General features: G+C 57.2%; 8 protein-coding genes. All 8 read left to right on the forward strand.

Annotation, left to right across the window (positions count from 1 at the left end; all coding sequences use genetic code 11):
- The 8 genes from ACWTPI_RS09395 (at position 1) to ACWTPI_RS09430 (ending at position 13864) form a co-directional block, all read left to right on the forward strand.
- Positions 1–1752 (forward strand): SLBB domain-containing protein, encoded by a 1752-nt coding sequence (locus ACWTPI_RS09395; RefSeq protein WP_454731531.1) that lies wholly within the window; start codon positions 1–3, stop codon positions 1750–1752.
- Between the two features lie 218 nt (positions 1753–1970).
- Positions 1971–3893, forward strand: coding sequence for a capsular polysaccharide biosynthesis protein (locus ACWTPI_RS09400; protein WP_454731532.1), 1923 nt, complete (start codon positions 1971–1973; stop codon positions 3891–3893).
- Between the two features lie 68 nt (positions 3894–3961).
- Complete coding sequence (locus ACWTPI_RS09405; RefSeq protein WP_454731533.1) at positions 3962–5422, forward strand: capsule biosynthesis protein; 1461 nt, start codon at positions 3962–3964, stop codon at positions 5420–5422.
- Between the two features lie 83 nt (positions 5423–5505).
- Positions 5506–7575 (forward strand): hypothetical protein, encoded by a 2070-nt coding sequence (locus ACWTPI_RS09410; protein ID WP_454731534.1) that lies wholly within the window; start codon positions 5506–5508, stop codon positions 7573–7575.
- Positions 7572–9200, forward strand: coding sequence for a class I SAM-dependent methyltransferase (locus ACWTPI_RS09415; RefSeq protein ID WP_454731535.1), 1629 nt, complete (start codon positions 7572–7574; stop codon positions 9198–9200). Before ACWTPI_RS09410 ends, ACWTPI_RS09415 begins: the two co-directional genes overlap by 4 nt.
- A 31-nt stretch (positions 9201–9231) precedes the next feature.
- Positions 9232–11445 carry a glycosyltransferase family 2 protein gene (locus ACWTPI_RS09420; RefSeq protein WP_454731536.1) on the forward strand — a complete coding sequence of 738 codons (2214 nt, stop codon included), beginning with the start codon at positions 9232–9234 and terminating at the stop codon, positions 11443–11445.
- A gap of 25 nt (positions 11446–11470) precedes the next feature.
- Complete coding sequence (locus ACWTPI_RS09425; protein WP_454731537.1) at positions 11471–12325, forward strand: hypothetical protein; 855 nt, start codon at positions 11471–11473, stop codon at positions 12323–12325.
- Positions 12326–12388: 63 nt separating this feature from the next.
- Positions 12389–13864, forward strand: coding sequence for a glycosyltransferase family 2 protein (locus tag ACWTPI_RS09430; protein ID WP_454731538.1), 1476 nt, complete (start codon positions 12389–12391; stop codon positions 13862–13864).
- Positions 13865–14180 lie beyond the last annotated feature (316 nt).

The following is a 14180-nucleotide window of genomic DNA, read 5'->3' on the forward strand; positions in this document are numbered from 1 at the left end:
ATGCTTCGTTTTCTTCTCGTCCTCCTGTTCGCCATGAGCGCCGCAACGCAAGGCGCGCACGCGCAGGCCGGCGCGCGCGCCGGTGCCCGCATCGGTGCTCCCATCAACGGCGAGCCCGACTACGCCGCCCTCGCCGCGCAGGGCGGCCTGCCGCCGCCGGGCGCCACTGGCATGGCCGCCGAAGCCGCCATCCCCACGGTGCCGGCACGTCCCGCCCAGCCCGTGCCGGACAGCGCGCCGCAGAATGATGACTATGTCGCCAACCTCGCCAGCGACGCCTTCGGCGCGCAGCTCTTCACCGGCGCCTTCAGCCGCGAGAGCGCATCGGTCTTCAATCCCAGCCACGTCATCTCCGTGGGCGACCGCATCCAGTTGCGCATGTGGAACGGCTACAACCTCGACACCGTGCTCGCGGTGGACGCCGGCGGCAACATCCTGCTGCCCGAGGTCGGCCCGTTCCGCGTGCAGGGCATCGCCAACGCCGACCTGCAGGCCGCCGTCACCGCCGCGCTGCGCCGCGTGTTCGCCAGCCGCGTCTCCATCTACGCCAGCCTGCTCGCCGCGCAGCCCGTGCGCGTGTACGTCACCGGCGCCGTCTACCGCCCCGGCATGTACAACGGCACTTCCAGCGACAGCGTGCTGCGCTACCTCGACCAGGCCGGCGGCATCGACCCCGAGCGCGGCTCCTTCCTCGACGTGGCCATCAAGCGCGGCACCCAGACCCTCGCCGTGGTCAACCTCTACGACTTCCTGCTCAAGGGTGAGCTCGCCACGCGCCAGCTCAACAACGGCGACGTGATCTTCGTCCAGCCGCGCAAGCACACCGTCAAGGTCGGCGGCCTCGCCGAGAACGCCCGGCGCTTCGAATTCCAGGGCGAACAGGCGCGGCTCGACCAGATCGCCCGGCTGGCCAAGCCGCTGCCGTCGGCCACCAACGTACGCGTGGTGCGCAACACCGGCACCATCCGCAATGTCGAATACTTCCCCATCTCCCAGGACCGGGAAATCGTCCTGCAAGACGGCGACGAGATCGAATTCACCGCCGACAAGCGCCCCGGCACCATCACCGTGCGCGTGGAAGGCGAACACGCCGGCCCGCAGGAATTCGTGCTGCCCTACGGCAGCCGCATGGGCGAGCTGCTCAGCCAGGTCGCGTTCACGCCGCAGTCCGACGCCGACAGCATCCAGCTCTACCGCCTCAGCGTGAAGGCGCGCCAGAAAGTGCTGCTCGGCACCGCGCTGCGCAGCCTCGAATCCAGCGTGCTCACCGCCCGCTCCGGCACCGCCGACGAAGCCCAGCTGCGCAAGGAAGAAGCCGCGCTGGTCCTGCAATGGGTGGAGCGCGCCCGCAAGATCGATCCCACCGGCCAGACCCTGATCGCCAGGGCCAGCACGCGCGACCAGCTGCTGCTGGAAAACGGCGACATCCTGCGCGTGCCGGTCAAGGACGGCCTCGTCATCGTCAACGGCGAAGTCCTGTTCCCCAACGCCGTCGCCTTCGACGCCGGCATGAGCGTGGCCGACTACATCCAGCAGGCCGGCGGCTACTCGCAGAACGCCGACAGCGCCCGCGTGATCGTCGCCCACCGCGACGGCAGCTTCTCGGAAAGCAAGTGGGGCACGCAGGTGCGCCCGGGCGACGAAATCCTGGTGCTGCCGCGGGTGGACATGAAGACGCGGCAGTTCGCGAAGGATGTGTTTCAGATTCTTTATCAGTTGGCGATTTCGGCCAAGGTGGTGTTGGGGTTGTGAGGCGAGCTATGTCATATCGCGATGATTCATTGCCATCCGTCATGGACGCGGCGAGGGCGGAGCCGCAATCGCCCTGGCTGCGGACCGGTGCACGGCACCGCGTGGTCGGAGTCGTCTCTCGCGGGATTCTGCGGATTCCTCACCTCGCTTCGCTGCTTGGCTGCCGGTATCGGCCGATTGCTCCCTGGCGCCCGGGTTCGCCAGCGAGCGTATGCGCGATGGCTGGCTGGGGCCGCAAGCCGAGCGCCCTGCGGGCTCGCCGGTTGGCGGATGAACACGGAGTGCCCTATCTGGCATTGGAGGACGGCTTCCTGCGGTCCATCGCACCGGGCAAGCAGCAGGGTACGGTTTCGATGGTGATCGATGACGTTGGCATCTACTACGACGCCGGGAGCCCGTCTCGCCTCGAGATCCTGATCGGGCAGGCGGAACTGGATGACGACCTGCTTGCACAGACGCGGCGTGGCATCGGCCTGATCCTGCGGCATCGGCTCTCCAAATACAACCACGCACCGGTCGTCCTGCTGCCGCAACGGCGTGGCGCTGCGCGAGTGCTCGTAGTCGACCAGACCTCCGGCGATATGTCGGTGGTGCTGGGCGGGGCCGGCGGACCAACGTTCGCAGCCATGCTGAACGCCGCGCTGCGTGAATGGCCCGACGCCGAAATCTGGGTCAAGACCCATCCCGAGGTGCTGTCCGGCGGCAAATCCGGCTACCTGGACATAGGCAGGGAACTGCCACGGGTCCACTGGCTCGCGGAAGACTGCTGTCCGCTGTCGCTGATCGAGCAGGTCGACCGTGTCTATGTCGTCACCTCGCAGATGGGCTTCGAGGCGCTGATGCTGGGCAAACCTGTCACGTGTTTTGGGCAACCGTGGTATGCGGGCTGGGGGCTGACCGACGACCGCCACCCGGAGCGCGGGGTATTGCGCCAGCGGCGTGCCTGCTGCCGTACCTTGGAGCAACTATTTGCGGCGGCCTACCTGAAATACACCCACTATCTCGACCCCGCGACCGGCGCAGCCGGCACCTTGTTCGATGCCATCGATTGGCTTGCTCGCAACAAGATCTTGAATGACGAACATCGTGGCACCTTGTATTGCCTTGGCATGAGCATCTGGAAACGCGCCGTGGTACGCCCGTTCCTGAGCATGCCGTCGAACCGGTTGAAGTTCGTGAAAAGGCTTTCGCAAGAACAGGTCGCCGGGCTGCCTGCCGATGCGAGCCTGGTGGTCTGGGGGAGCCGGCATCCGTTGCTTCGCTCCACCGCATTCGAGCATGGCGTCCCGGTGCTTCGCATTGAGGACGGCTTTGTCCGCTCGGCCGGATTGGGTTCCGACCTGAATGTTCCGCTTTCCCTGGCACTCGATGGCCCCGGCATCTACTACGATCCGCGCCGGCCAAGCCGCATGGAAACCATGCTTGCCACGGTCCGGCTCAGTGACGCGGACCGGCTGCGCGTGACGTGGATCCGGGAGCGCATTGCTCGGCTGGGGATCAGCAAATACAACCTGGGTGGCGCGTTCTCGCTGCCGGAGCACAGCATCAGCCGCAAGGTCTTGCTTGTACCCGGACAAGTGGAAGGGGATGCATCCATCCAGTTCGGGTCCCCGCGGATAAGAAAGAACCTGGACCTGCTGGCCGCCGTGCGCGCGGCCAACCCGAACGCATGGATTGTCTACAAGCCGCACCCGGATGTGGTGGCGGGCAACCGCCACGGCGCTGTCGCCGCCACGGAACTTGCCGCCTTGGCGGACCAGATCGTGGCACGGGCGAACATAAGCGCCTGCATTCGCGCAGCCGACGAGATCCACACAATGACCTCGCTGACCGGCTTTGAAGCGCTGCTGCAAGGCCGGAAAGTGCATTGCTACGGCGCGCCATTCTATGCCGGCTGGGGATTGACGGTCGATCACGTGCCGCTACCGCATCGCCAGCGCCGCCTGTCGCTGGACGAACTCCTGTTCGTGACGCTTTGCAGCTATCCACGCTATCGCCTGCCTGGCGCGGAAGGGTTTTGCTCGGTCGAGGACGTTGTCGCGCATCTGTCGGATAGCAGCCGGACACCGGCTGGTATCGGCAGTCATTGGATAGGCAGGCAGTTTCGCAAGGCACGGGAACTGGCTCGATTGCTGTTCTAGCTTGCGGAGATTGGACACCCTCATTGACACGCGCCATGAATACTCAGTCAGGGTCAGTTGGAAAGATCATGCACTTACTCTTGAGAGATCGCCGGAATACGATCGGTCGCCAGGCTGATCCGGGAATCGCCCGACGAGAACGAGCCGGGAAGGGATCGACGTCGTCGTTGGCTTCCTCTACTGCGTCCGGCGGAGCATCGGTGGAGCAGGCGAGCATCGGCCAACTTGCCGGATATCGTCGCATCCTGCTGCTGCAAGGGCCGAATGGTCCCTTCTTTGCGGGCTTGCGCGATCAACTCGAGCAGTACGGCAGTTGCGTCTGGAAGATCAATTTCAACGGTGGTGACGATCTGTTCTACCACACCGGCAATATCCTGCGCTTCCGCGACAAGATGGGCGGCTGGGAGGATTTTCTGCTTGCGTTCCTGGCCCGGGAGAGGATTGAGGCCATTGTCGTGTTCGGCGATTGCCGGCGTCCTCATCGCATCGCTGCCAGGGTTGCCAGAAAGAAGGGGATCGCGTTCTGGGTGTTCGAGGAGGGCTATGTCCGCCCCGACTACATCACGCTCGAGGCCGGCGGTGTCAATGCCGACTCCCCGCTGGGGTCGTTGTCGCTGGATCAGATACCGGATATCGCGAAGCCGCCCAGGCACCTTGCATTCCATCACACCTTCCGCAAGATGGCGTGGTACTCGTTCTTGTACTTCGCCGCTGGCTTGGCCGGCGCCTGCCGCTACCCTCAATACCGGCACCACAAGCCGTTCGGCTTGCGAGAGCTGTCGTGCTGGTTGCGGGCCGGCTATCGCCGGCCTTTGTATCTGCATAGGGAAAAGGGAACGATCAAGAGACTGCTGTCGCACGATCATCCACCGTTCTTCCTCGTTGCGCTGCAGGTCCACAACGACAGTCAGATCCGCATGCATAGCCCATGGCGGCGCGTCGAGGATTTCATCGAGTGGACGATGTTCTCGTTCTCCCGATACGCCCCTGCGGGCTCCATGCTGGTGATCAAACACCATCCGATGGATCGTGGTCACACGGACTACACGCGGATGATCAGCGCTTGCGCCCGACGCCTCGGCGTGGCATCGCGCGTGGCCTACGTGCATGACGCACATCTGCCGTCGCTATTGCAGCGCTGCAAGGGCCTGGTGACAGTCAATTCGACGGTCGGATTGCAGGCTCTCTTTCACAGCGTGCCGGTCATCGTGCTTGGCCGCAGCTTTTATGCGAAAGAGGGCGTGACCTTCCTGGGGAGCCTGGACGAGTTCTGGTCCAGCGGCGTGCCCCTCGACAAGGCCGCAAGCACTCGCCTGCGCAACTACGTCATACGCGCCTCCCAGATCAATGCGTCGTTCTACGCCAAAGCCGGCTCCGCGGATATCGGCTACGCCGCTCACAGGTTGAAGACGCTCGGGATGCGTCTCGCGTGCATTGCCAGTCTTGTGATACTCGATGTACTTGACGGTACCCCCTTCGATATTTCCGGAAAGCTGCGCTGGACGCTCGCCATATTCGGCGTTGGATGAGGCGTTTCTCCGATGGGGACTCGGCGTGGCGCCGGCACTTTGTCGAACGGCGTCCCGGTATGGAACGATCACAGGAAGTGACCATGAACAAGATTCTCATTGTCGGCCATCACTCGTCGAAGTATCAGGATGTCGAGCGACTGCTGAACGAATGTGGCATGAGCCGTCCCTTGCCGTCTCGGCGGGAGAAGCTGATGCCGGTAGAAATCGGCGCCACTCTTCTGAAGGCTCATGGCGTATCTCCCCTGAACAAGACCGGGGCGGATGGCCAGCTTCAGCAGATTGAAGCCAGTCCGATCTGGCACGGCATGGCGCTTGACCTGATGCTCGGCAACCTGGATCAAACGCTCTGGGGATGGGCGGATCCACAAGCCGTTCATCTGCTCGATTACTGGAAGTCGCTTGACCCGAGACTCACATTCATCCTTGCATACGACAGCCCGCGGAGCTTGCTTGCGCAGATCGAGGATGCCGACACCAAGCTGACACACGAGCACCTGCGGCAACGCATCCATGACTGGAGCGCTTACAACGCCGCCTTGCTGCATTTTTTCCATCGCAATACCGATCGTTCCCTGTTGGTGCATACAGGACAGGTCCGATTGTCCGCTAACCACTACCTCCAGCAGGTTCGGGCACGCATCGGCGCGCCATTGAACACGCCCTTGGGGATTCCCCATGCGGGGGAGGATGAAGCGCAATCTGAGCAGCGGTCCGGCGCGGCGCATCCGGAAGGCACCGCCGCCTCGGCCACGTCGCGCCCGGACGATGTCGGTACGCCATTCCCGCCAGCGGATGCGCTGAGTGAGTACCTGTCGGAGGCCTTGCTCCAGCAGTTTCCCCAGGCGCAGCAGATCTACGAGGAACTGCAGTCCGTTGCGGATCTTCCGCTCATCGAGCGTGTGCCTGTGGACAATGCAGCCCTTGGCGCATGGCGTGTCATGGCTGCACGCCATGTCCAACTGAACAGTCTACGGTCCTCCCTGGCCCACACCCAGGAGGCGCTGGATAGTCTTCGCCTCGACTACCGGCATCAACGCGAGAAAGCAGAGTCATTGATGCTCTACAAGCGACTTGCGACCGAGCGGCTGGCACGTCTTGGCGAGCTGGGGACGACAATGGCCGCTCGAGCCCGGTTTGCCGAAGCACAGTCTGCCCAGCTAAAGGAAGCGCAAGGCCGGCTCGCAACGGAACGCGAGACCGGACTGGAAAATGCGCTCTTGCACGCACAGCTCAAGCAGGCCCACGAGGAACTGGAGCGCTACCATCTCGAGGCCAAGCTGCAACGCGAAACAATCGCGTCCTTGACGCACAACGAAGCGCTTGCGGCTGAACGCCTGGCGCAGCTCGGGGAACTCAAGCTGCGGTTGGATGCTGGAGCCAGGCTCGCTGACGACCGGGCAAGTCAAGTCAAAGAGATGGACATGCAGCTTGCATCGCGGCGGCAGCTCGAACAAGAAAACGAATTGCTGCTCAAGCAGCTTTATCAAATCCAGACGGAACTGGAGCGCAGTCATCTCGAGTGCAAGCAACAGCGCGAAAGAGTCGATGCCTTGCTGTCGAGCGAAAAGCTGGCAATCGAACGATCAGAGGAACTGGCGGAACTCAGACTCCGGTTGGCCGACCACAGCCGGCAGGCGGAAGAGCAAGGCCGGATCGACATACGGCAGGAGCTCGAGCAGGAGAATCAACTCCTGTTCAAGCAGCTTCATCAGATGCAGGAAGAACAGGAGCGGCATCATCGTGAGATGCGGTCGGCCAAGGTCGCCGACCAACTGAAGACTCGCAACTTCAGGCCGGCGCTTGAATACCGTGGAGCGGCTGATCGCATCAAACACGGGCTGACCTACCGTCTGGGTACGACGATGATTCTGCGGTCCCGCTCCATAGGCGGGTGGATCACCATGCCCTGGGCACTACTGCGTGAGACGCGGCAATTCCGTGCCGAGGCGGCAAAGCATGCTCAGCTCGGGGTTCCCTTGCACGAATACCGTGATGTCCACGAAGCCGAACGCGCAATGCGGCATCTCTCATATCGGCTCGGCGCAAAGTTGCTTGCCGGTTTGGGCTCGCCGCTCGGCTGGCTGAAGTTGCCGATGGCGCTTCGTCGTGAAGTCAAGGCGTTTCGGCAAGAAAGGACGAGCCGGGCATGAAATCCAGGACCCTATCGCCCTCGGTTTTTTCATGGATGCGGCATTTCCTTGTGCTTCATCCTCCAGACGGCGTTCTTTATGTTGGAGCAGGGACCGGCGCAGGAAGGTGGGTACAACTCCTGCTGGAGGAAGACGTGCCCAATGTCACGCTTGTAGAAGCTGATGACGGGCAGTTCGTGCACCTGAAGCGCAGCATTGCCGGACATGAGGGATGGGACCTGCAAAAGCGCTTTATCGCTGCCAATGCCGGAACCGCCACCTTCCATGTGGCGAGCCAAAGCGCGGAAAGCGGCTTGCTGGATCCGGCGCGACTTCATGGCCTCTGGCCGAATCTCAAGAGCCGGGCGCAACTGGCCCTGCCAACCACTACATTGGAGAGGCTTCAGCAGGGAGCGGCCCTTTCCGCCAACTGGCTGGTGGTGGACTGCTTGCCTGCGCTGCCGATCCTTCAGAGCGCTGCCGACAAGCTCGACCGCTTTGACGTGATCACGCTGCGCACGCTGTTCGATAGCGTGGTTCCGCCGGAAGTCGGAGCGAGCCTATCCGAATTGACGCGCTTCCTCTGCGCACGCGGGTATCGCTGTATCGCCACCGAAGCCGGGCGGCACCCGCTTATTGGTCATGTCATTTTTGTCAAGGATTTTCGATTCCTCCTTAGCGCATTGCAGCAGCAATCGACCGAGACGTTTCTGGATTTTCAGGCTGAAAAGAAAAGATTGATGCAGAATCTGAAACGCCTGGGGAAATTGGCGGAAGAGAAAGAAAATAATATCGACAAGATAGCCAATGAAAAATCCGCAGCGGAGATCCAGGCAATAAGAATCAGGAAAGAGTGCGAAATGCTAAGGCGTGCCAATGCGCGCATGGAATTAATGATCGGATGCGACGGCGAAAGGTATCGTCAGAGCAGTATAGCCAACAAGAAAAAAACAGAGAGAGAAAAATTGAGGGCAGGTAACGAAATCCATCCGATGCGGATTGATTCTCCACCCGGAATTTCATCCGGAAAGCAGGAATTTTCCAGTGCAAAATACTGGAATGACAGGTATCTCAAAGGAGGAAATTCCGGATATGGATCATACGGGCGGCTTGCCGAATTCAAAGCCAGAATAATCAATGAGTTCATCCATAATAATAAAATAGACAAACTCATAGAATTTGGCTGTGGCGATGGAAATCAGCTCGGAAAATTCTCGGTAGGGCGCTACATTGGTGTTGACATAAGCCCCGCGATAATTCAGGTGTGCAAAGACAAATTCTCGACGGATCCAGGAAAATCATTCCTTGTGGTCGACGATTTTATCGAGAGTTCGGATTGCGCCGAGCTGACATTATCATTGGATGTGATATTTCACCTGGTAGAAGATGATCTATTCGAGAGATATATGTCGATGCTATTTCGGAGTTCGACACGGTTCGTGTTGATCTATTCATGCGAACAGGAGTCTGTCGCAGGAGATGAGGTTCACTTGCGCAGACGGAGATTCACCAACTGGATCGATGAAAATCTTGCGTCCTGGCGTCTGATCGATTTTATCAGGAATGACTACCCTAGCGACGGAGAGAGGAATTCAAAATACTCGTCGTTCTCGGATTTTTATTTCTACGAACTGCAGCAGCAATGAACGACGTCCTCACGAAATTGGGGATTGGTTTTTGAATATCGAGGTGTCGAAAATGTCCGTTTATAGTGAAGACGTCAACCATACCATATTGCGCCATGATGAAGCCAGAATTCATTGCTTGTGCGATGCAACAAAACCGTCAACGCTAGATGACCGGTTGCGCGAACTATTTTCCGATTTCCTGGAGCACAGATCGAAAAATCCCGAGATATTCTGGCAGGCTTTTATCGATCCTGAGTACCAGGAAAGAACAACTCCGCGCATGAATGAAATCATGGTCTTTGCGGCACAGGCCAGGAATCAGAAGAAGGATATTTCGACTTTCCTGATCGATGAAACAGCGTTTTTGTTGTCGATTCCTCCTCCGTGCAAAATTCCGGATAATTTTCCAGAGTTCGAGAGATTGTTCTCGGCTGCCGACAGTCGTAGCAGTGACTTCAATGATCTTCCCTCGCTAGAGGATTTCAAGAATGCCATCGCGGAAGGGAGGAGCCAGCGATTTCTGCGTGCAATTGAGAGGTTCTTACCGCAATACATTACCTATCTTTCATCAAGCCCAAGGATACAACGAAAGAGAATCAATGATCTCGTTTCAATATTGGGGTATTCGCAAGACATAACCGGGGTTCTTGAAAATATTGGGTTCAACTTGTCGGAGGCAATTTCCAGGATCGATTTCGTGGCAGATGATGAGGCAAAGGTGAGGGAGATCGACAATCTCCTTTATTTATCATTCGAGCTATCTTCTGAAGATTTACCCGATCTTTTTCTTGCTAATTTCGAGAAATTATTCTCTAAAATAAAAAATAGTTGCCCTGAACTTAAGATGTTCTGCCGGGGACTCAGGCAGAGTTTTCTGAAGGGGCTCGCATTGCGCAGACGATATTCCGATGCTATAGATTTTATTGCAAGAAATGTGAAATCCGAAGACGCCGATTCATTTGTTCTCATTACCCAGGCAATGGCAATACGGAAGGAGATTGGGGGGTTCGAGTCTGATTTTGGAGCGGCGACGGTCGAGAGAATTCTTCATCTGTCTGAGAAATCTCTTCTATTGCTCTCGCGAGATTTGAGGAGAGCCAGCCTGGTGAAGGGCATGTCGTGTGGGCGCGATTCGTCGGAAATTGTTATTGATTTGTTCGAGAAAAATATCTCTATTGATGTTTCGTCCGAAAATGATGCGAATATCTGGGCCGCCAGGTGTTTGGTTGCGCTGGCTGTTTTTGGTGTTGCCACAAAATTCCTGCTCTGGTTTCATGAAAACTTCCGGAGACTGGGGCTCGATGAGGGGCGACGAGATTCGCTCCTCGCCATTTCCGGGTATGACATTCCATTTATATCAAATATAAACAGGAGTCTGATCGATTCCGGGTTCAGACACACATTGATTTCACCGTCGAGATACGGATCGGTGAGAGATTATATGGCGGGAGTGCTGGAAAAATGGGAAAGGGAATCGGCTGAGGTGGTTGGGGACACGGATGATCTTCCCTTTGTTTCCGTAATCATGACCACATTCTCGCCAGATTTCGAATTGCTGTATCTGTCGTTGCGCTCCATTGTGAAGCAGGAACGGGTACGCCTGCAGGTAATCCTAGTTGACGACTGCTCTCCCGGCAACCCGGATGCGGCATTCAGGAACACGATTGCCAGGGCCATGAATGGAATCGATCCGGGGCGATGCGAGATAGTCTTTATGCGGAATGAAATAAACCAGGGACAGTATGAGTCCAGAAATACGGCAATAGGTATTTCTAAGGGGGACTATATTGCCGTGCAGGATGATGATGATATATCTCATCCGGAGAGATTGATCTATCAGACAGGTCCGCTGGTTTGCGATGAAGGAATAATGGCAACACATGCCCAGCACCTGAGGATTTCAGAGGAGTCCGGCTTGATGCCGGATGGTTCCGTCCCAGGCGAAATTGAGGGGGACGGTCCCGTTTCATTCATCTGGAGACGTGGCGTGTTTGGCCAGATTGGTGGCTTCCTGCCAACTCGGACACGAGGAGATATTGAATTCCGGGCGCGGATGAAGCGAATTTATGGCGACCAGGCCATCGTGGCCATCAATAAGCCATTGGTCTTGACGCGGGGTGGGTTGGGCACGATTTCGTCGGGACGGGAATACATGTATCGCACTGCGTTGGAGACAATGCGATACATGATGACTCATACAGTCTGGAAACAAGGAGGAGGGGATGATGCCTTACTTTGGATCCCGCAGTTGCTGAGAAATTGAAAAAATTATAATTGAGCTATTGAAAATGGAAAAAATATTCGTTTGCCTGACCACAATTAGTTCCAGGCTGGCATCTGTTCATAAAGTGGTCGAATCTATCTTGTCTGCGAAATTTGATCTGGTAGATTATGAGGTAAGACTATATATTTCAAATTACCCCTATCTGCTGGACAAGGGATGTGGGGAAATCACGGACCAATTGAAAAATTTGGTCAGAAAAGAGAGAGGGAGATTTTCGATACATTACGTTGATAATTCCGGCCCTTACAGGAAGATATTGCCAATCATCAATCATGTCTACTCGTTGCCGCCCGCGGATTTCCTGGGATCTTTGATTGTGACTGCTGATGACGATACGCTGTATCCAAAAGACTGGCTCGATGGCCTGTACCGTTGTTTCAAAGAGAGGAAATGCGTTATCGGATATCGAGCACGCTCGATAGTATTCGATGGTAATAGTCCTGATAAATACAGGAAGTGGGATAAGGTTATTCGAGTTAACCCATCGATACGAAATGTCCTGACCGGAAAGGATGGGGTGCTGTATTCGCCTTTTCATTTCCACCCCAAGGTCAGGGATGTCGTTTCCGCGGTCAAATATGCCCCTAAAGCAGATGATTTGTGGCTGAAGGCGCATACCCTTGTTTTTGGCGTCGGCTGTTTTGCCATCAACGATGCGCTGTCGGATGCATTCCCTTCGGTCGAGGCAGGAGATCCAGGGCCTTCCTTATATGAGTCATTCAATAAGAGAGGTGGAAATGACGAGTCGGTTTCCAGATTGAACAATTACCTTGTTTCGAACTTCGGTGCCGGATTCTTCGAACTATGCAAAAACCCACGGCAGTATCCTGGCTACATGTCTATAGTTTCTGTTACGTAATTCTTGTGCGGATGATGCAAGATTTTTGATTAATTGTACTTTCTTTTTATTTATTGATTATTAATGATGGACATGCTGGATATATTTATCTGTCTGTGGAATTTTCGCAGAAACCGATTCGCGCATGTCCTTGCAAAGGCAGATGCGCACAGTTGCGCCAGCAACAGTCTTGAGCTTTGGTCGTATTACCGCCTGAAGATGTATGCGGCAATTGTTGAGCGAACACGCACGGATCGACATTGGCGTGGTCTGTTTGCCAAGGCCGTTGCGTTCGCTGCATGTGGCCGGCTGGGCGAAGCCGAGGTAGAAGCCCGGGAGTTCTTGCGGCGGGCGGACTGCAGACCGCATCGTGAGGCACTGGCCGGTGCGTTGGCCCCGTTCATGCCTGAATTGGCGATACAAATGCTCGATAACCCTTCGGCGTCGGTTTCCCTGCGAGCGGCCCTATTGCTGCGGACGGCTGCGTTTTCCGAAGCTCGCGCAGTATTGAAAGAGGCATTTGCAAAAGGAGAACAGCGCAGGTTCCCCGAACTCCATCTCTATCGATCCAATACGGAACGAGGAGCACCCGCTCAACAGTTGATCCGCCTGAATGCGTTCTTGCAGGCATATCAATTGCCGCAGTTGTCACTCTGCGATGCCGGTCTGCCGCCATCGCCGCTCAATGTGCAAGCCCCGGCACCGATCAAGACGATTGATGGCCCGCTTGTCAGCGTACTCATGACGACCTACCAAACGGGGCGGTGGGCCGATATGGCGATCGGCGCGGTGCTTGGGCAGAGCTATCGAAATATAGAGTTGATAATCATTGACGATGCGAGCGATGATGAGACGCCAGACATCGTGCGGGCCTGGGCAACGCGAGACCACCGGGTCAAATATCTACGTCTCGGCTGCAATGGTGGCACCTATCTGGCAAAGAATATCGGTCTGCACCATGCACGAGGCACGTTCGTTACCTGCCACGACTCGGACGACTGGTCGCACCCTTTGAAGATCGAACGTCAGGTAAGGCCTTTGCTGGAGGACTCACGCTTGATCGCGACCGTTTCGTACTGGGTGCGCATGCAGGACGACGGGATCTTTTACGCGCGGCAAGTGCATCCGCTGATGCGCATGAATTCCTCGTCGCTCTTGTTTCGAAAGGACAAGGTCTTGAAGCGGGCGGGTGCCTGGGATCGCGTGCGGACCGGCGCGGATAGCGAGTTCCTGGCACGCCTTCGCCTGGTATTTGGCGATGCCGCCATACGGCGGGTAGTGCAGCCGCTGGCGCTAGCGGCTCATCGGCCGGATTCCCTGATGACCGCCGACGCTACAGGCTATTCGGACAGTGGTATTTCGTCGCAGCGCCAGGCTTATTGGGAAGCATGGTCTCGCTGGCATATCGACGCACTGCGCATGCGATACCAGCCGCGCATGCCATTCGATATCGAACGGATCGAGGCAGAGCGCCCGTTCGCCGTGCCCAGGGAGATTGCTCTCCGTGCGAGCGATGCCGCCGCGTGCATGGCCAGTATTGAATGCTTCCCACAAGAATGATCCGATGGGGATCTGTTGCGAACGAGAAGCCGCGGCAAGAGCTCTGGGTAAGGTGTCATAAGGCGGCTCATGCACAATCCGTGGTGGAAACCGAGGTGGCGCGCGCAATGCGGCGCGGAGCGCCAGGCACAACTGCCGCGTGTAGATATGAGCGCTGGATGCCCGAGTCTCGATGGGTCACATGAAAATGGAATAATTTCAGAATTTTCCCGCCACAAGAAGAATCCATAAGGATTTGGGAATTTTCCACTAAATTTCGGCTTATGACCGCAATATAATATTTTTTCCTGACCAGGAATTTTATATTTTTATTGAT

The sequence above is a fragment of the Cupriavidus ulmosensis genome (genome assembly GCF_977008105.1).